The sequence below is a fragment of the Ferrigenium kumadai genome (assembly GCF_018324385.1).
Taxonomy (GTDB): domain Bacteria; phylum Pseudomonadota; class Gammaproteobacteria; order Burkholderiales; family Gallionellaceae; genus Gallionella; species Gallionella kumadai.
In genome coordinates this window covers 1,802,004-1,821,122 of sequence record NZ_AP019536.1, presented here as the reverse complement: position 1 = coordinate 1,821,122, position 19,119 = coordinate 1,802,004, and the positions used below count along the sequence as shown (strand labels likewise).

16 protein-coding genes and 1 tRNA gene are annotated in these 19,119 nt (G+C 61.9%); 9 read left to right on the top strand and 8 right to left on the bottom strand.

What is annotated here, in order from left to right:
• Window positions 1–38: 38 nt before the first annotated feature.
• Window positions 39–494 carry a dUTP diphosphatase gene (gene dut, locus FGKAn22_RS08660; protein ID WP_212785254.1) on the bottom strand — a complete coding sequence of 152 codons (456 nt, stop codon included), beginning with the start codon at window positions 492–494 and terminating at the stop codon, window positions 39–41.
• Window positions 491–1,684 carry a bifunctional phosphopantothenoylcysteine decarboxylase/phosphopantothenate--cysteine ligase CoaBC gene (gene coaBC / locus FGKAn22_RS08655; protein WP_212785253.1) on the bottom strand — a complete coding sequence of 398 codons (1,194 nt, stop codon included), beginning with the start codon at window positions 1,682–1,684 and terminating at the stop codon, window positions 491–493. Before coaBC ends, dut begins: the two co-directional genes overlap by 4 nt.
• A gap of 137 nt (window positions 1,685–1,821) precedes the next feature.
• On the opposite strand from coaBC, the gene radC reads away from it, so the two are divergent.
• From radC to FGKAn22_RS08640, 3 genes are all read left to right on the top strand, one after another.
• Entirely contained in the window at window positions 1,822–2,496 is a 675-nt protein-coding gene (gene radC, locus FGKAn22_RS08650; protein WP_212785252.1) for a RadC family protein, read from the top strand.
• 74 nt (window positions 2,497–2,570) lie between these two features.
• The gene (locus FGKAn22_RS08645) at window positions 2,571–4,166 is read left to right on the top strand and encodes a tetratricopeptide repeat protein (RefSeq protein ID WP_212785251.1); all 1,596 of its coding nucleotides are present in this window, start codon (window positions 2,571–2,573) and stop codon (window positions 4,164–4,166) included.
• A 21-nt stretch (window positions 4,167–4,187) separates the two neighbouring features.
• A complete protein-coding gene (locus FGKAn22_RS08640; RefSeq protein WP_212785250.1) occupies window positions 4,188–7,553 on the top strand; it encodes a FecR domain-containing protein in 3,366 nt (1,121 codons plus the stop codon).
• Window positions 7,554–7,621: 68 nt separating this feature from the next.
• On the opposite strand, the gene purB is transcribed toward FGKAn22_RS08640, so the two are convergent.
• From purB to FGKAn22_RS08615, 5 genes are all read right to left on the bottom strand, one after another.
• Window positions 7,622–8,986 carry an adenylosuccinate lyase gene (purB, locus tag FGKAn22_RS08635; protein WP_212785249.1) on the bottom strand — a complete coding sequence of 455 codons (1,365 nt, stop codon included), beginning with the start codon at window positions 8,984–8,986 and terminating at the stop codon, window positions 7,622–7,624.
• Window positions 8,987–9,105: 119 nt separating this feature from the next.
• Window positions 9,106–10,191, bottom strand: coding sequence for a tRNA 2-thiouridine(34) synthase MnmA (mnmA, locus tag FGKAn22_RS08630; protein ID WP_281411910.1), 1,086 nt, complete (start codon window positions 10,189–10,191; stop codon window positions 9,106–9,108).
• Between the two features lie 67 nt (window positions 10,192–10,258).
• On the bottom strand, window positions 10,259–10,705 hold the full coding sequence (locus FGKAn22_RS08625) for an NUDIX hydrolase (protein ID WP_212785247.1): 447 nt from the start codon (window positions 10,703–10,705) through the stop codon (window positions 10,259–10,261).
• 66 nt (window positions 10,706–10,771) lie between these two features.
• Window positions 10,772–10,990, bottom strand: a complete 219-nt coding sequence (locus FGKAn22_RS08620) for a hypothetical protein (RefSeq protein WP_212785246.1) — start codon at window positions 10,988–10,990, stop codon at window positions 10,772–10,774.
• A gap of 109 nt (window positions 10,991–11,099) precedes the next feature.
• A tRNA-Leu gene (locus tag FGKAn22_RS08615) sits at window positions 11,100–11,186 on the bottom strand.
• An 81-nt stretch (window positions 11,187–11,267) separates the two neighbouring features.
• Here FGKAn22_RS08615 and queA point away from each other — a divergent pair.
• The 5 genes from queA to FGKAn22_RS08590 all read left to right on the top strand — a co-directional run bounded on the left by queA (window position 11,268) and on the right by FGKAn22_RS08590 (window position 16,938).
• The gene (gene queA / locus FGKAn22_RS08610) at window positions 11,268–12,296 is read left to right on the top strand and encodes a tRNA preQ1(34) S-adenosylmethionine ribosyltransferase-isomerase QueA (protein WP_212785245.1); all 1,029 of its coding nucleotides are present in this window, start codon (window positions 11,268–11,270) and stop codon (window positions 12,294–12,296) included.
• On the top strand, window positions 12,296–13,429 hold the full coding sequence (tgt, locus tag FGKAn22_RS08605) for a tRNA guanosine(34) transglycosylase Tgt (RefSeq protein ID WP_212785244.1): 1,134 nt from the start codon (window positions 12,296–12,298) through the stop codon (window positions 13,427–13,429). The genes queA and tgt overlap by 1 nt, the downstream gene beginning before the upstream one ends.
• 2 nt (window positions 13,430–13,431) lie before the next feature.
• On the top strand, window positions 13,432–14,211 hold the full coding sequence (locus tag FGKAn22_RS08600; protein ID WP_212785243.1) for a helix-turn-helix transcriptional regulator: 780 nt from the start codon (window positions 13,432–13,434) through the stop codon (window positions 14,209–14,211).
• Between the two features lie 61 nt (window positions 14,212–14,272).
• The gene (locus FGKAn22_RS08595) at window positions 14,273–14,509 is read left to right on the top strand and encodes a hypothetical protein (protein WP_212785242.1); all 237 of its coding nucleotides are present in this window, start codon (window positions 14,273–14,275) and stop codon (window positions 14,507–14,509) included.
• A gap of 179 nt (window positions 14,510–14,688) precedes the next feature.
• A complete protein-coding gene (locus FGKAn22_RS08590) occupies window positions 14,689–16,938 on the top strand; it encodes a two-partner secretion domain-containing protein (protein ID WP_212787193.1) in 2,250 nt (749 codons plus the stop codon).
• 196 nt (window positions 16,939–17,134) lie between these two features.
• Here FGKAn22_RS08590 and FGKAn22_RS08585 read toward each other — a convergent pair whose 3' ends face one another.
• Window positions 17,135–17,290: a hypothetical protein gene (locus FGKAn22_RS08585; protein WP_212785241.1), complete on the bottom strand. Its 156-nt coding sequence runs from the start codon at window positions 17,288–17,290 to the stop codon at window positions 17,135–17,137.
• Between the two features lie 371 nt (window positions 17,291–17,661).
• On the opposite strand from FGKAn22_RS08585, the gene FGKAn22_RS08580 reads away from it, so the two are divergent.
• Window positions 17,662–19,116 carry an MBG domain-containing protein gene (locus tag FGKAn22_RS08580; protein ID WP_212785240.1) on the top strand — a complete coding sequence of 485 codons (1,455 nt, stop codon included), beginning with the start codon at window positions 17,662–17,664 and terminating at the stop codon, window positions 19,114–19,116.
• Window positions 19,117–19,119 lie beyond the last annotated feature (3 nt).

Genomic DNA, 19,119 nt, shown 5'->3' with positions numbered 1-19,119 from the left:
AGGAGGTAAAACAAAGCCCGCTTTGCGGGCTTTGTTTTTTAGTGTTTGCCTGTGCTGCCGAAGCCGCCGCTACCGCGCTCGCTCAGCGGGAATTCTTCGACAATATTGAATTGTGCCTGCATCACCGGCACGATGACCAGCTGTGCCATGCGTTCCATCGGCATCAGCGTAAAAGGCATCTGGCTGCGGTTCCACAGCGAAACGAAGATCTGTCCCTGGTAGTCGGAATCGATCAGGCCGACCAGATTGCCGAGCACGATGCCGTGCTTATGCCCCAAGCCGGAGCGCGGCAGGATCATCGCGGCATAGCCGGGGTTTTCGAGGTGGATAGCGATGCCGCTGGGGATGAGTTCGCACTGCTTGGGCTGGATCACCATGCTCTGGTCGATGCAGGCCCGCAGGTCGATGCCCGCAGAACCGGCGGTTGCATAGCCGGGCATGTTGTCATGCAAACGGCGGTCGAGAATCTTGACGTCTACGGCAATGTGTTTCATCGGTTTGCTCCTTTGTAACGCAGTGCGATCTGCTGCATCAATTGACGAGCCAGTGTGAGCTTGTCGGCGCGCGGCAGAGGATGGGTGCCCTGATCGTCGAACAGGACCAGTTCGTTGTCGTCGCTGCCGATGGCCTGTTGAGCGAGATTGCCCACCAGCAGGGGCAGCTTCTTCGCGCGGCGTTTCTGCTCGGCATATTCGGCGAGATTCTCGCTCTCGGCGGCAAAGCCCACGCAGAACGGCGGGTTCGCAAGGCCGGCGACATGTGCCAGGATGTCCGGGTTGGGCACCAGATTCAGCGTGAGTGCTTCCGCGCTCTTCTTGATTTTCTGCTCGCTGGGTTGCGCCACGCGGTAATCGGCGACCGCGGCCACGCTGATGAAGACGTCACACGCTGTTGCGCGCTGCATCACCGCGTCGAACATCTGTGAGGCACTCTCTACATCCACGCCATGCGAGCCATGCGGCTTGGCAAGAGCGGTGGGGCCGGAAATCAGCGTCACTTCCGCCCCCAACTCCAGCGCAGCTTGTGCGATGGCATAGCCCATCTTGCCGGAGCTGCGGTTGGTGATGCCGCGCACCGCATCGATGGCCTCATAGGTCGGTCCGGCGGTGATGAGCACCCTGGTGCCAATCAGAATCTTTGGCTGGAAGAACGCAGCGACATCGCGCGCCAGCTGTTCCGCCTCCAGCATCCGACCCATGCCTTCCTCGCCGCAGGCCTGCACGCCGCTGACCGGTCCCAGTACTTGCACGCCGTCCGTTTGCAGTTGCGCAAGGTTGCGCTGCGTCGCGGCATTGCCCCACATCTCGCAATTCATCGCAGGGGCGATGAGGAGCGGGCAGTTGCGCGCCAGGCACAGGGTAGAGAGCAGATCGCCGGCCAGACCATGCGCCAACTTGGCGATGAAGTCCGCCGTGGCCGGTGCAATCACGATGGCGTCGGCGGTTCGGCTCAGATTGATATGCGCCATGCCGTTTTCGGTGGCGTCCCATTGATCGACCAGCACAGGGCGGCCGGTGAGCGCCTGCATGGTGGCCGGCGTGATGAAATGGCCGGCCGCTTCGGTCATGGCGACCTGCACCTCCATCCCTTGCTTGATGAGCAGGCGCGCCAACTCCGCCGCCTTGTAGGCCGCGATACCGCCGGTGATGCCGAGCAGGATGCGTTTTGTATGTGCTTGTTCCATAATGCCGTGCATCTTACAAGAAATTTCGGTGAGGGCGTTATGGCGATCACTGGCGACACGCTGCGCAGCAGCTTGTTGCGGCGCAGGCTAACCTTCAGGTTATGCCGAAGCCACGGGCCCGAGAGAAGGAGATGTGAATGGCTATCACTGACTGGCCCGAGGGCGACCGTCCCAGAGAGAAGCTCCTTCAGCGAGGTGCCTCGTCGCTTTCCGATGCCGAGTTGCTCGCTATCTTCCTGCGTACCGGCGTGGTGGGCAAGAGCGCAGTGGACTTGGCGCGCGAACTGCTAAGCCGATTCGGCAGCCTCACCCGGATGTTTGCCGCCAGCGAAGCGGAGTTCTGCGAGACGCACGGCATGGGACAGGCCAAGTACGTACAGCTGCAGGCCGTGCTGGAGATGTCGCGCCGCGCGCTGAAAGAGGAATTGCAGCGCGGCGATGCGCTCAACTCACCCCGGGCGGTGCGCGACTATCTGCAGTTGCTGCTCGGCGGCCGGCAGCAGGAGGTTTTCCTGGCGATGTTCCTCGACACCCAGCATCGCGTGGTCGCCGCCGAGGAGCTGTTCCACGGCACCCTCGGCCAGACCAGTGTCTATCCTCGCGAAGTGGTGAAGCGCGCATTGGCGCACAACGCCGCTGCCGTGATCCTTGCGCACAACCATCCTTCCGGTGTCGCCGAGCCGAGCCAGTCCGACCGTTTGCTTACCGATGCGCTCAAACAAGCCCTGAGTCTGGTGGATGTGCGCGTCCTCGATCACTTCGTGGTCGGAACCGGTCAAACTTTGTCATTCGCCGAGAAAGGGCTGATGTAGCTAGGCCTTTCGGCATATTGTTCTAAGGGGGGGAGGGGTGTAGTATTTTGCCCATAAAACAAACAGGGGGACTTATGAAGTTAGCATGTGCAGCGGGTTGGGTGTTGTCCGGTCTGGTATTGGCTATGAGTGGCGCATATGCGCAAGAGCCGGCAGGTACTGCTGTCGGCGGCAAGGCCAAGGTTTCCAAGAAAGCCAGGGCCGCGGCGAAAAAGTCAGTCCAACCGGATGCCCGCACCCTCCGGGTCCAGCGTGAAGCGGAAGCCCGTGCCAAGGCTGTGCTGGAAGCGCGTCAGCGCGCCGAGGCAGAGGCCAAGAGGTTGGCCGAAATCGAGGCCCGCGAGAAGCCGCTACGCAATGCAGACGAACTGATCAAGGGCGGCAAACCTGCCGAGGCCTACTTACTGTTGGAGCCACTCGAATTCGAACGTTCCGGCGAGGTGCGCTTCGATTACCTGCTGGGTATCGCTGCCCTTGACAGCGGCAAGCCGGACAAGGCGACACTGGCTTTTGAACGCGTCCTGGCCGTGGATCCCAATTTTGCCGGTGCCCGCCTGGACATGGCTCGCGCCTATTACCAGCTTGGCGACCTGCCGCGCGCCAAGACCGAGTTCGAGACCGTGATGGGACAGAACCCACCGGAAGCGGCGAAAGCAACGATCCAGAAATATCTGGATGCGATCGCCGCGTATGAGGAAGCGAAGAAGACTCATATGTCCGCCTATCTCGAGGGAGTGGTGGGGAACGACAGCAACGTCAATACCGGGACGGGATCGACGATCTCGGTTTCCAGCTTGTCCCCGGGGCTGGCTGCGCTGATCACCGCCATAACCGGAAATCCTAACCCGCAAATTCCGCCGTCACAGCGAAGGGATAATTATCTCGGCGTAAATGCCGGCGGTGAGATCAGCCGCAGCATAGGTGCGAACTGGCTGGTATATGGCGGGGCCGATGTCCGTCAACATGGCAACATGGTTGCGACTCCCTATGACACGACGAGTACGGAGGGAAGGGCGGGCGTGATGTATGCCAAAGAACAGAATGCATACAAGCTGACTTTGGTTGGCGGGCAAGCCTACTCGGCCAATTCCATGCGCCGCGATTCGGTGGGGGCGAATGCCGAGTGGCAACACACCTTCAGTCCGGCCAACCAACTGAATACCTTTGCGCAATATGCGAGAAATCGTGCCGTAGGTTCGCCGCCCACGGCGCCCGGAACGGATGCGAGAACCACCGGGAATACCGATTTGGTTCTTGCCGGAGCCGGTTGGCTGCACATCATGGCGGATGGCAAAAAGGCTGTGTTTGCCAGCGCCTATACGGGCAAGGAGCTGGATGTAGTCCCGGTGAATGTAATCCAGCCGCCGGATGGGAAAAAACGTTTTGACGGGGTGCGAGTCGGCGGGCAGGTCGCTTTTACCGACCAGGTGGACGGGTTCTCCAGCTTGGGGTGGCAGCATGCGGTGTATTCCAAGCCGAACGCCTTCATCGTCAACAACGGCAACCGCGATGAATACCAATACGACTTGATCGTCGGGGCGAACTGGCGCCTGGATAAGCTGTGGTCAGTCAAGCCGCAGGCCTGGTTCTCGAGAAAAAGCTCCAACCTGGCAATCTACAGTTACGACCGTACAGACATCTCGCTGACTCTTCGTCGCGACTTCAAATAATCTTGATTGGAGAGGTGCGTCATGAAAAAATTCAGAATCCTCCTGTTGATGTCGGGTTTTGTTCTTTTGTCGGTGCAATCAGAAGGCGCTCTGGCGGCGGTGGCCGGACATGTTCAATTCGTGCACGGGGTGGTGCAGATCACCACCCCAGGCGGTCAAGTCCGAACAGCTCAAAAAGGGGATGCGGTCAACGAGGGCGATATCCTCACGTCCGCCGAGGATGCTTCGGCACAGGTCCGTATGCAAGACGGTGGATTCATTGCCGTTCGTCCAGAAACCAGGATGAAGTTTGATCAGTTCAGATTCAGCGGAAAAGAAGATGGCGAAGAAAGAGGCTTCTTTTCGCTGTTCAAAGGCGGATTCCGTGCGGTGACGGGGCTGATCGGGCGCATTAACAAACAGAATTACAAAATCACCACGCCGTCGGCAACCATCGGAATCCGCGGCACCGATCACGAATCCTACGAAGTCACCCCCGGCAGTGCGATGGCGCAGGTTGCTCCTGTCGGAGCATACAGCAAGGTGAATACGGGCGGGACTACCATGACCACCGACCAGGGGACGATCAATGTGCAGCCCAACCAGATGGGTTTCGCCGCCGGCATGAACCAGGCTCCAGTAGTGCAGCAGCTTAATACCAACATCTTCACGGTAGCGCCCGCTCCGGCAGAAGAAACCAAGCTGGAAAAGAAAGAAGAGAAGCCAGCGCAGCAGGCTGCGAGCGGTGGGGAGGCGACAGGGGCAGCCGGATCAGGAACGGAGCAGACTGAAAGCGCGCAGCAAGAGCCTGTTCGCGATACCGCTGTGGTCGATGCAACTCCGCCTGCAGCGGGAGTCCTGCCTGCGGCCACTACTCCGGTGGTGGCCGGTGGTGCGGCGGGAACCACAGTGTCGACACCAGTGGCGACGACCGTTGCGCCGCCGACAGTTTTGCCAGTTGACGGGCAGACCGTCAACCTGAACAACCAAACCATTACCACGACGGCGACTGGACAAACGACTACGGTCACCGGAAACATGCCGACCTATGCCGCATCGAACGGTTACGGCTATGAGGTGTTGGGAGTGGATCCCGCGACGGGCGCATGGGCCAATCCTTTTGCCACGAACCTGCCGGCTACCAGTTATCTGCTGGACGCCGGGAATAATCTGGTGGAGGTGGTCGGTCAGGGGAAAATTAGCGGAGGGGTGGCGAAGGATACTTATGTCAGTGCTGACGGCAGCGTCTATTTCGGTCGTTGGCAAGGGGGCGTCGTTGCCTTTACGGCGCCGGCGGGCAGCAATTTCGCATTGGGCAACACCAGCTTGCAATGGGTCTTCTCGGCCAACCCGCCGGTGGGGTATGTGCAGACATTGGCCGGCTTGACGAATTATTCCCTGACGGCTGCCACACATCCTACCGACCGGTTCGGCAACGTCGGCACCTTGACTGCGGCGACATTGTCGGCTGATTTTACTAACCAGATCGTCAATATTTCGCTGGCTCTCTCTTTCAGCACTGCCGATCCCAACTTCATCAGTACACAGAATAAGGCGTTTACGGTAACCACCCCCAATGGAATCCCGATTTCCGGGGATAACATCTGGATGGGAGGCATTAATGGCGTGACCTGTACCGGTGTCAATTGCGATGCGGCTGGATATACCGCAGACATCTGGGCGCGCTTTGCGGCAAATGCCGCCGACAAGGTGGCAATCCCTTACAACATCGTCGGCAATTCGACCGACGTGGTGCAGGGCGTGGCGATGGTTACCGCTGCGACGCCGCCCCTCGTCATCCCGCCAGTGGCCTCGGCGCCTTTTGTGCAAACCGACTTGGCTGTGGCAGTTGCGACAACCGAAACCACTTCGGTGCCCTCTCCTGCCTACACTACAGTCAATACCCTCATCGCGAAACCGGCGGATGTTAATAACACGCTGCCCAGTCCTTCTTTCACGGACCGTTTTGTTTCTAACGGCCCGGCTACCTATTCATTGAGCGGGGCTGTTGCTGCGCAGCCGGTAACCACGATAGCGGCAACTGGGATTCAATTTGGTCAATACAGCGCAACATCCGCGCAATACGTGCTGGGTGCGGGAAATCCCACTTCGTCGGGTAGGCCGGTTTACTCTCACTGGATTGGCGGTCCTGCGGTAACCCCGGTCTATCTTCCGGAAGTGTTGCTGACGACCAATGCCGCTTATACCTTTGCGGGCGGCACCACGCCCACGTCGACAATAGCAGGGGCAGCGGCAACCTTGAACTCAGCATCACTGAGCGTGAATTTTAGCCTGCAAGTGGTGAACTTCAATCTGGCGCTGTCGGTGGGGGGCACCCCCTGGAGTGCAGTCACCACGGGAGCGGGGGTGCCCTTGGAGATCATGTACTTCAACAGTGCCAAGGTCGGGTTCAGGGCTACGACCATGGCGCGTCCGGGTTGGTCATCGGCGCTGTCGGTAATGGTCGGTACTAGTCCTGCCAGTGGGGAAGTCGCCGGCCAACTGACCGGTAACGCGCTGAACGGGGCGATATTGTCCTATGCATTGTCCAATTTTAATATGGCAAACAGTACCGTCGACCAGGTCGCCGGGGTGGCGGCCTTCACCGGCACGGCGCAGAACACCGCGACCCCTTACCGAATCGCGGCGCTCTCCACCATCGATACGGTAATCCCCGCAACCGGTCCAAGCCAGCTGGCTCCGGTGACAATGGGTGGCTATAACAATTCAGGGAGGGTGCTGTTCGATGCGGCGGGTAACGCCACGCAGTTTGACACCGACAAGTCCTTCACAAACGGCGTGGGCACCGTTACGGTCAGTCCGGCGGCGGGTACCACCGTGGCCGGGTTGGGTACGGACCCCATCTCCGGCATCAGCTGGGGGCGTTGGGTGGGAACGGTGCTGATGACCGATCGTGTTACGAATACGACGACCAGCCTCAACGCTAACGGCACTTCACATTGGATCACCGGACCGGTGATGACCGGGCCGGTGGCTTTGCCGGTGTCCGGCACATACAACTATGTGCTGGCAGGAGGAACCGCCCCCACTGATTCGCTGGGCGGCGTGGGGACGCTGAACAGCGCCACGCTGAGCGCCAATTTCACAACCCAGACCGTGAACCTTGGGGTTAACGTGACTACGCCCAATGCGGGCAATCTGGTGGCGAGCGGGACTAATATCCCCATCGAACAGAAGAGCTTCTTCGGCGCCGCCACCGCGAACTCGCCTAGCGGCGGTCCGAATGTGGGCGCTCTGACCGTGACCTGTCCGGCGGGCTGTGCGGGGGCGCTATCCGGCCATGTGGGCGGCGTGTTCACTGGTGCCGGCGGTCTCGGGGCCGGAATGCTGTACGGCTTGCAGAATGGTTCTGTCAGCGTGAACGGTGTGACTGCCTTCCACCGCTGATTTTTGCCGCCCCCCAAATACAAAGCCCGCACAAGCGGGCTTTGTTATTTCTGGGAGCGTGGCTATTGTTAGATGCGCTTCGCCAGTTCCGCAGCCTTGCCGGTATAGGTGGCGGGCGACAGTTTCAGCAGGCGCTGTTTTTCGGCTTCCGGGATGTTCAGCGTTGCGATGAAGGCGGCAAGGCTTTCCTTATTGATGCCGCCCTTGCCGCGAGTCAGTTCCTTCAGCTTGTCGTAGGCGTTCTCCACGCCATAGCGGCGCATCACGGTCTGAATTGGCTCGGCCAGCACTTCCCAGCTGTTGTCCAGGTCTTCGGCCACGCGTTGTGGGTTGGCTTCCAGCTTGTTCAGGCCTTTCAACAGCGACTCGTATCCGAGCAGGGTGTAGCCCAGCGCCACGCCCATGTTGCGCAGCACCGTGGAGTCGGTCAGGTCGCGCTGCCAGCGCGAGATCGGCAGCTTCTCGGACAGGTGCTTCAGCAGGGCGTTGGCCAGGCCGAAGTTGCCTTCCGAGTTCTCGAAGTCGATCGGGTTGACCTTGTGCGGCATGGTCGAGGAGCCGACTTCGCCCGCCACCACCTTCTGCTTGAAGTAGCCCAGCGAGATGTAGCCCCAGATGTCGCGATCCAAATCGATAAGAATGGTGTTGATGCGTGCGAACGCGTCGTACAGCTCGGCCATGTAGTCGTGCGGCTCGATCTGGATGGTGTAGGGATTGAAGGTCAGGCCGCGCGCCTCGACGAAACGCTTCGCGAACGACTCCCAGTCCACTTCCGGGTAGGCCGACAGGTGCGCGTTGTAGTTGCCAACCGCGCCGTTGATCTTGCCGAGGATCTCCACGCCTGCGAGACGCTGCTCGGCACGCTGCAGACGGTACACCACGTTAGCCATCTCCTTGCCCAGCGTGCTCGGTGTGGCGGTCTGGCCGTGGGTGCGGCACAGCATCGGCAGCTCGGCGAGCTGGTGTGCGAGCTCCTTCAAGCGTGTAGTCACACTGTGCAGCGCAGGCAGCATCACCGCCTCGCGAGCGCCCTTGAGCATCAGCGCGTGGGAGAGGTTGTTGATGTCCTCCGACGTGCAGGCGAAGTGGATGAACTCCAGTACCTTCGCGGTCTCGGGATTGCCCGACAGTTTGTCGCGCAGCCAGTATTCGATGGCCTTAACGTCGTGATTGGTGCGCTTCTCGATACCTTTGATCGCCTCGGCATCCGCCTCGCAGAAGTTCGCGTTGAGGGCGTCCAGTTGCGCGACGGTCGCGGCGGAGAAGGGTGCGATCTCGGGAATGTCGGACTGAGCGCTGAGCGCCTTGAGCCATTCGATCTCGACCAGCACGCGGAAGCGGATCAGGCCGAATTCGCTGAAGTAGCCGCGCAAGGCGTCAACCTTGCCTGCGTAGCGTCCGTCGAGAGGGGAGAGGGCGGTAAGTGTGTTCATGATCGTGCCTTGAATCGGAAAGCGCGCATTTTACGCGAATCGGGATGGTGATTGTTTGCGAAGTCTTGCGGAATCGTTGGGAGCCGTTCGAGAACAATGGCTCGCGACGCGGCAGATCGCTAGAGGTTCCCCTCGATGATCCCGCCGCCCAGGCAGACTTCGCCGTCGTACACGACGACAGACTGGCCGGGCGTGACCGCCCATTGCGGCTCGTCGAATTCGAAGGCATAGCGTTCGCCCTGCAACGCCGCGATGCGGCAAGGGGCATCGGCCTGGCGGTACCGTGTCTTGGCGGCATAGGGGCGTGTCATGTCGGGTGCACGGCCGGAGATCCAGTGCATCTCCATGGCATCCAGATGCGGGTTCTGCAGCATGGGATGGTCGTGTCCCTGCACCACGATCAGACGGTTGTTTGCCATGTCCTTGCCCGCAACGAACCAGGGTTCGCCGGTGGAGTCCTTGCCGCCGCCGATGCCCAGGCCCTGGCGCTGGCCGATGGTGTAGAACGACAGCCCCATGTGCTTGCCCACCACCTTGCCTTCAGGCGTGCGCATCTCGCCCGGCTGGGTGGGCAGGTAGCGGTTGAGGAATTCGCGGAACGGGCGCTCGCCGATGAAGCAGATGCCGGTGCTGTCCTTCTTCGCATAGTTCGACAGACCATGCTGCTCGGCGATGGCGCGCACCTGCGACTTCAGCAGCTTGCCGAGCGGGAACATCGCCTTGGACAATTGCGCCTGGTTCAGGCGGTGCAGGAAATAGCTCTGGTCCTTGCTGTCGTCCTCGGCCTTGAGCAACTGGAACAGGCCGTCCACCTCCCGCACCTGCGCATAGTGCCCGGTGGCGATGCAGTCCGCGCCGAGCTGGATCGCGTGGTCGAGGAAGGCCTTGAACTTGATCTCGGAGTTGCACAGGATGTCCGGGTTGGGCGTGCGTCCGGCTTCGTATTCGCGCAGGAAATAGCTGAACACGCGATCCTTGTATTCCTTGGCGAAGTTCACCGCCTCGATGGGGATGCCGATGGTGTCGGCCACCGAGACCGCGTCCAGCAGGTCCTGGCGCGAGGAGCAGTACTCGCTGTCGTCGTCGTCTTCCCAGTTCTTCATGAACAGGCCGACCACGTCATAGCCCTGCTGCTTGAGCAACAGGGCGGTGACGGAGGAATCGACGCCGCCGGACATGCCGACGACCACGCGGGTTTTATGGATGCTTTTCACGTTCGTCCCCTCGCCCGCTTGCGGGAGAGGGTTGGGGAGAGGGGAACGAGCTTGCTCGTTACTCATAGTGGGTGATCAACTCCAGAGGGTAACGCTTGCCAGCGAGGTAATCCTCGACGCAGCGCAGGATCAGCGGGCTGCGATGGCGTTCCTGCGTGGCGCGGATTTCGTCCGGCGTCATCCATACCGCGCGCACGATGCCTTTGTCCAGCGCGCGCTCCGGCTCGTGGCAGGTGACGATGCCGGTGTAGGCGAAGCGCAGATAGGTGATGTCCGCCGAATCCGAATGCCAGCGGTAGATGCCAAGCAGATGCTGCGGGGTGAAATGGTAGGCGGTTTCTTCCAGCGCCTCGCGCGCTGCACCTTGTTCCAAAGTCTCGTTTGGTTCCCAGTGGCCTGCGGGCTGGTTGAACCGCAGACCCTGTGCGGTCTCTTCTTCCACCAGCAGGAACTTGCCCTCGCGTTCGATGACGGCGGCGACGGTGACGTTTGGTTTCCAGATCATGTCGGATGAAAAATACAAATAAAAAAGGCAGGGATAACTCCCTGCCTTCGTTCGTCCTCTTAGAGATTACTTGGCTGCGGGAGCGGCTTCAGCTTTTGGTGCGGCCTTCTTGTGCTTCTTGGATTTCTTGGCCTTCTTTGCCGGTTCCATCTTTTCAGCCTTGGCAGGAGCGGCTGCTTCGGCCTTAGCCGGTTCGGCGGCCGGCTTGGCAGCCTCAGCGGCGACGGCGGAGAAGGAAACAGCGGTAAAAACAGCAGCGATCAATGCAGTCATCAATTTGCTCATTCTGTAGCTCCTATAGGTTGTTTGCGAACGTTCGCGACACTATGCGTGTCGGTTACAGTAACGCAACAGCAACCCGACTGGTTGACGACTGATGCTGTCTATTGCAATTTGGTGCCGGGGGAGGGACTCGAACCCTCACGCCATCTCTGGCACCGGATTTTGAGTCCGGCACGTCTACCAGTTCCATCACCCCGGCGGTAAAGAGCCGCGAATTATCCATGAAACGATGGGCTTCATCAACTACAATCGCGCCCTCATAAAGTTTTGCTTTGTATTCATGCGTACCGAAGAATTCGATTTTGACCTGCCCGAGCGGCTGATTGCGCAACATCCGCCCGAGCGGCGCGGCACCAGCCGCTTGCTGTATGCGCACGACGGCGCGCTCGAGGATTGCCGATTTGCCGACCTGCTGCGGTTTATCCGTCCGAACGACGTGCTGGTGTTGAACGACACGCGCGTCATCAAGGCGCGGCTGTTCGGTGAGAAAGAGACGGGCGGCAAGGTCGAGGTGCTGGTCGAGCGCGTGCTGAACGAGCATGAGGTACTGGTGCAGATGCGCGCCAGCAAGTCGCCCAAGGCGGGCGCAAGGCTGATGCTTGTTGATGTGCTGCCGGTCGAGGTGCTGGGGCGCGAGGGCGAGTTCTTCCATCTGCGCTTCCTGAGTGAAGAGCCGGTGCTGGACCTGCTGGACCGCTACGGACGCCTGCCCCTGCCGCCCTATATCACGCATGCGGCGGGCGACGAGGACGAGCAGCGTTACCAGACCGTGTTCGCACGCGAGGCGGGCGCGGTGGCGGCGCCCACGGCGGGGCTGCATTTCGACGACGCCATGCTGCAAGCCCTGCGCGACAAGGGGGCGAAGCTCGCCTATGTCACGCTGCATGTCGGCGCCGGCACGTTCCAGCCGGTGCGTACCGAGAACATCCGCGAACACGCGATGCACAGCGAGCGCTATGAGATTCCGCAGGAGACCGTGGACGCCATCGCCGCCGCGCGCGCTGCGGGCGGTCGCGTGGTGTCGGTGGGCACGACCAGTCTGCGCGCGCTGGAGAGTGCAGCGCAGTCCGGTGAGCTGAAGGCCGGATCGGGTGAGACGCGCATCTTCATCACGCCGGGCTACCGTTTTCGCGTGGTGGACGTGCTACTGACCAACTTCCACCTGCCGAAGTCCACGCTGCTGATGCTGGTGTCCGCCTTCGGCGGGATGGAACGGATGCGGGCGGCCTACCGCCACGCCGTGGACAACGAATATCGCTTCTTCAGTTACGGGGATGCGATGCTGATTGAAAGAAATGAAGGGCAGTAATGGAATTTACCTTATATAAAACATCCGGCATGGCGCGGCGCGGCCAGTTGACCCTGGCGCACGGCACGGTGCAGACTCCGGCCTTTATGCCCGTTGGAACATACGGCACGGTGAAGGCGATGTCGCCTGCCGAATTGCACGATATCGACGCGCACATCGTGCTGGGCAACACCTTTCACCTGTGGCTGCGCCCGGGCCTCGAAGTCATCGAGGCGCACGGCGGGCTGCACCGCTTCATGGGCTGGGACGGTCCGATACTGACCGACTCCGGTGGCTTCCAGGTGTTCAGCCTCGGCGCGCTGCGCAAGATCACCGGCGGCGGCGTGGAGTTCAAGTCGCCGGTGAACGGCGACAAATGCTTCCTTTCGCCGGAAGAGTCGATGCGCATCCAGAAGGTATTGAACTCCGACATCGTGATGATCTTCGACGAATGCACTCCCTATCCCGCGGACGAGCGGGTCGCTGGCGAATCCATGCGCCTGTCTCTGAGCTGGGCGGAGCGCAGCAAGCGCGCCCACGAGGGCAATCCGAATGCGCTGTTCGGCATCGTGCAGGGCGGCATGCATGAACACCTGCGCGACGAATCGCTGGCGGGGCTGACCAATATCGGCTTCGACGGCTATGCCATCGGCGGCCTGTCGGTGGGGGAGCCCAAGGACGACATGCTGCGTATTCTCAAGCACACTGCGCCGCAGCTGCCGACCGACAAGCCGCGCTACCTGATGGGCGTGGGCACGCCGGAAGACATCGTGGCGGCGGTGTCGCAGGGCATCGACATGTTCGACTGCGTGATGCCGACGCGCAACGCGCGCAACGGCCACCTGTTCACGCGCCACGGCGACGTGCGCATCAAGAACGCGCAATACCGCATGGACACGCGCCCGCTGGACGAGGAGTGCGGCTGCTACACCTGCCGCAACTTCAGTCGCGCCTATCTGCACCATTTGCACAGGCTTGGCGAGATCCTCGGCGCGCGCCTGAATACCATCCACAACCTGCATTACTACCAGGACCTGATGCGCGACATCCGCAGGGCGATAGAAACGGGACGGTTTGACGCCTTCGTGGCGGATTTCCGGCGTGCGCGGGCAGGCTTCCCCCTTGAACTTTCGGGCCGCGAGAGTAGGGGATAAGCATGGAAGAAAGTACACGTGATTTCATTCATAACCTGTGGGACCAGTTGGCTGACTTCGACGCGGCCCACTCCGACGAGGCACTCACCCTCCTGATGGAAGGGCTATGCACCTTGGCGGGGGCGTGGAATGTCTCATGGATGGGGGTGGTGCGCCTGGATACCTCGTTCCCCGGCGATCCGGTAAAAGGCTGGCGCCCGCGCCTCGCCCATTTCCTGCACCCTTCGCCGCCGCTGAACGATGCCGTGCGGGAACAGATGGATGAGCTGGAACAAGGTATCGTGGATGTAACCACCATCCGAGGTGCCGAAGGCGCGGGCGCCTTCCGCGCCATGCGGCTGTGCGACGTGGCTGGCCCGGAGTGGTTCGAGTCGCTTTACTATCGTGTTTATTATCAGGGTTTCGGCAGGGCGGATGCTACCTGGGTGGCTTTCCCGGTGTCCGAGGACGCCGAATCCTGGTTTGGCATCTTCCGCGCTTCCGATCTCCCGCCTTTTACGGAAGCCGAACGGGATACCGTTGCCTACGCCCTGCGCGGCATCAAATGGTTCCACCGGCAGCTCATGCTCTCCCATGGCCTGCTGATCGCAGCGGCTTCACTGACGCCGGCGGAGCGGCGGGTGCTGCACCTGCTGTTGGCCGGCCTGCCGGAAAAACTGATTGCGGAAGAACTGGGACGCAGCTATCACACCACCCACGAACACGTTACCTCCATCTACCGCAAGTTCGGAGTCAGTAACCGGGCGGCGCTGATGGCCATCTGGCTGGGCAAGGCTTCCTGATTCCCACTTCCCCCTGATTAGGGGGTTAGTCATCTTCATGGCAATGGCATAGTTCGCCGCCATGATTTTCGTCCTTCCCGCCCCCGCAATCCGTGAACGCATCCATACCCTCCGGGACACGCTGGCCGACTTCGATGCCGCCCAAGGCCAGAGCTGCCACGCCATCCACGAATACGTCACCAACATCAACCGCAAGTTCGGCGTCAGCAACCGGTCGGCGCTGATGGCCATCTGGCTGCAAGGCTTCCTGATTCCCCATACCCCCGGATTAGGGGGAGGAGCAAGGTCGGCGCCGTGAGTACAATCCCCAACTTTTGACGCGGTTAAAAGGCGCGTGTCGTTGGGTGGTTCGTGCACGCGACATGCTACAGGTTTGCGGAAGCCGCTGGATGAACTTGCCCCGATGATTATCGAGGCCGAACGTGGTGCTTCAACAACCGGGAGCTGGGCCGAAAAATCAAATACTCTGGGGGAAATATGCAGCGCCATGCATCGATGAATCATATCTACCGGCTCGTGTGGAGCCATGTGCTCAACTCGTGGGTTGCCGTGGCGGAAACCGCTCGCGGATGCGGCAAACGTACCTGCCGCAGGCTCGTCGCCGCGGCGTTCGTGCTTTGCGCAGGCCAGGCGTTGGCTGCACCGACGGGCGGACTGGTCACCGCGGGCAGCGGCACGATCACCCGATCCGGTACCACCACCACCATCAAACAGACCAGCCCGAACCTGTCGCTCTCCTGGCAGAGCTTCGATACCGCGCCGACGGAGACGGTGAATTTCGTGCAGCCCTCGGCTGCTGCCGTCGCGGTCAACCGCATCTACGACACCAACGGCACCCAATTCCTCGGTCACCTCAATGCCAACGGCCAGGTCTACCTCATCAATCCCAATGGCATCCTGTTCGGTGCGGGTTCGCAGGTCAACGTCGGCGGCCTGGTGGCCTCCACGCTGGATATCAATGACGCCAGCCTGAACAGCGCGACGCGCAGCTTCAGTGGCCACGGCACCGGCAGCATCGTCAACCGGGGCACGATCAACGGCGGCTATGTCGCATTCATCGGCAACACCGTCAGCAACCAGGGCACCATTGTTGCGAATGGCGGGACTGCGGCGCTGGGCGCGGGCGATGCCGTCACGCTGACCTTCGCCGGCAACAGCCTGGTCAAGTTGCAGGTGGACCGGAGCACGCTGGACAACCTGGCCGAGAATGGCGGGCTGATCCGCGCCGACGGCGGCATGGTGCTGATGTCGGCGGGCGCGAAGAATGCGCTGCTTGCCAGCGCGGTGAACAATACCGGCGTCATCGAGGCGCGCACTGTGCAGAACGTCAACGGCACCATCATCCTGATGGGCGGGATGGCTGCGGGCACGGTCAACGTCGGCGGCACGCTGGATGCTTCCGCACCCGCGGCGGCAAATCCGGGCGCGATAAATCGCGCCCCTACGGGCGGTTTTATCGAAACTTCCGCCGCCCACGTCAAGATCGCCAACGGTGCGGTCGTCACCACCAAGTCCGAAAACGGCTTGAGCGGCACATGGCTCATCGATCCGGTGGACTTCACCATCGCGGCTTCCGGCGGCGACATGACCGGCGCGACGCTCTCGACCAACCTCGCCGGCGGCAACGTCATCATCCAATCCACCAGCGGCGCCGCCGGCACGGCGGGGGATGTGAACGTCAACGACAGCGTCACCTGGTCCGCTAATACGCTGACGCTGAACGCTCAGAGGAACATCAACATCAACGCCGCCATGAACGGCAGCGGTACCGCCGGCCTCGCGCTGGAATACGGCCAAGGCGCCGTGAACGCTGGCAACACCGCTGCGTACAACGTCAACGCTCCGGTCAACCTGGCCTCGACGGGCAGCTTCAGCACCAAGCTGGGCAGCGACGGCGCGACCACCCCCTACACCATCATCACCACCCTGGGTACGCGGAGCAGCAACGCCGGCACCGACCTGCAAGGCGTGGCCGGCAACCTCGCCGGCCACTACGTGCTGGGCGCAAACATCGATGCCACCGAGACGGTGGGCTGGGAAGGCGGCGCCGGCTTCATGCCGGCGGGTAACATATTTTTCAATTTCACCGGCGTCTTCGACGGCCTCGGCCATACCATCGACGGGCTGACCATCAATCGTCCCGGCGACTACGCGGGGCTGTTCGGCGCGGTGAGCGGCACGCTGCGCAACGTCGGACTCACCAACGTCAATATCAACGGGGGCAGCATAGCCGGCACGCTGACGGCAACTCTCAATGGCGGCTCGATTGCCAACAGCTACGCCACCGGCACGGTTGCCGGGGCAAACTATCAGACGACTGTCGGCGGTCTGGTGGGGGAGATGTCGGGGGGCACAATCACCAACAGCTATGCCACCGCCGACGTCCACGGCACTGCGGCATCCGCCGTATATGGCGGCGGTCTGGTGGGGGGGTATCGGGGGGCACGATCACGAACAGCTATGCCACGGGCGCAGTCAGCGCCACTGGAGGTGTATGGTTCATCGGCGGTCTGGTGGGGGCGATATCGGGGAGCACGGTCACCAACAGCTACTGGGACACCGTCACATCCGGCCAGGCGACCTCTGCGGCCGGCACCGGCCTCACCACCGCGCAGATGCAGTCCATGGCCAGCTTCGGCGGCTGGAGCATCGCCAACAGCGGCGGCAGTACGGCGGTTTGGCGCATCTACGAGGGAGCCACCTATCCGCTGCTGCGTACCTTCCTGACGCCCGTCACCCTCACGCCGGTTTATGACGGCACGGCGCAGACGCTGACCAACATCGGCGATTACACCGCCAGCATCGCCAACCCGGTCGGCGCCAACATTCTCGGCACGGTAACGGGACTGACCCTGAGCAGCAGCGCGACGCCGGGCAGCTACACGGCGTCGCTGACGAACACCCTGTACAGCAACCAGCAGGGCTATGACATCAGCACGATCACCCGCACCATCACCGGCACGGGCAGCGCGGCCAACGACCTCGCCATCGCCAACGGAGTGAGCTGGAGCGCGGGCCAGCTTACGCTCAGCGCGCAGAACAATATCCACCTCAATGCGGCCCTGAACGCCTCCGGCATGGGCAGCCTGGCGCTGCGATACGGTCAGGGCGCGGTGGCAGCGGGCAACACCGGCACCTACACCGGCAACGGCGCGCAAATCAACCTGCCCGCGGGCAATAACTTCAGCACCAAGCTGGGTTCGGATGGCACAATCACTACCTACACCGTCATTACCGCATTGGGGGCGGCGGGGAGTGTTACCGGCACCGACCTGCAGGGCATGGGCGGCAACCTTGCGGGCAACTACGTGCTGGGCGCCGACATCGACGCCACCGCCACTTCGGGCTGGAATGCCGGCGCCGGCTTCGCGCCGGTGGGCAACAACATTACGCCGTTCACCGGCAACTTTTCCGGCCTCGGCCACACCGTCACCGGGCTGACCATCAACCGTGGGGGGGGACAGTTTCGTCGGCCTGTTCGGTTATATCGACGCCGGCTCCACGCTGCGCTACGTCGGCCTGCTGAACAGCAGCATGAACGGAGCGAACGACGTAGGCGCGCTGGCGGGATACAATGCCGGAGCCATCAGTTACAGCTATGCCGACGGCGGCACGGTGAACGGCAGCAACAATTCCGTCGGCGGCTTGGTGGGCAGCAGCCCCGGCACCATCGATTACAGCTACGCCAACGTCCGCGTGACCGGCGGCAACACCGGCGCCGGCGGGTTGAAGGGTACCGGCTCCGGCAACGTCAGCAACAGCTACGCCACCGGCAGTGTGATGGGGTTTTTCAACGTTGGCGGCCTGGTGGGACAGCAAGGCGCCCCCGGCACCATCAGCAACTGCTATTCGACGGGCGCCGTCGACGGGCTCCCCACGGGCGGCTTGGTGGGCGGCCTGACCGGCGGGGCGGGTGGGGCGGGTGGGGGGGCTGTCAACGCGAACGTCGTCAACAGCTACTGGGACACCCAGACTTCCAGAGTGGCGTCCAGCTTGGGTGGCACCGGGCTCACCACCGCCCAGATGCAGTCCATGGCCAGCTTCAGCGGCTGGAGCATCGCCAACAGCGGCGGCAGCACGGCGGTTTGGCGCATCTACGAGGGGGCTACCTATCCATTGTTGAAATCCTTCCTCACGCCGCTTACCGTCACCGCCAACAGCACCGGCAAGACCTATGACGGTCTGGCCTACAGCGGCAGCAACGGCGCGAGCTATTCCGTGGCAGGAGCGGGAACCAGCCCCAACCTGCTGGGTTCCCTGAGCTATGGCGGCACGTCGCAAGGGGCGGTCAACGCGGGCAGCTACACGATCACCGCAAGCGGTTACTGGTCGAATCAGCGGGGCTACGACATCAGCTATGTGGACGGCGCGCTGACGGTGAACCCGGCGTCGCTCACCGTCACTGCCAACAATGCCGGCAAGACCTATGACGGCCTGGCCTGGAGCGGCAGTAACGGGGTTGCATACACCGGTTTCGTCAACGGCGAGACCTCCTCGGTGCTGGGCGGGACGCTGGCTTATGGCGGCACATCGCAGGGCGCGGTCAATGCGGGCACTTACGCCATCACTCCTTCCGGACTGACCAGCGGCAATTACACCATTACCTACGCGGGCGGCATCTTGAACATCGACAATGCCACTCCGTCGCAAACTGTCCAGAATGCGGTGAGCCAGGCACAGGCAACCGTGCTGCCGCCCCAAGCGAGCACGCCGCACGAGGCGAGTGCGCAGCCGCACACCATGGACCCGTCGCCGACGATCACCGATGTCTCTGCCGGAGGCGTCGTCATGGCCAATACCATGTGGAACGTTGCCGGGACCGGGCCGACGCTGCAAGTCGTGAACGGCGGCATGAAGCTGCCGGCAAACACCACCATTGGAAACGATTCGAAAGGGCCGCTATGAAAT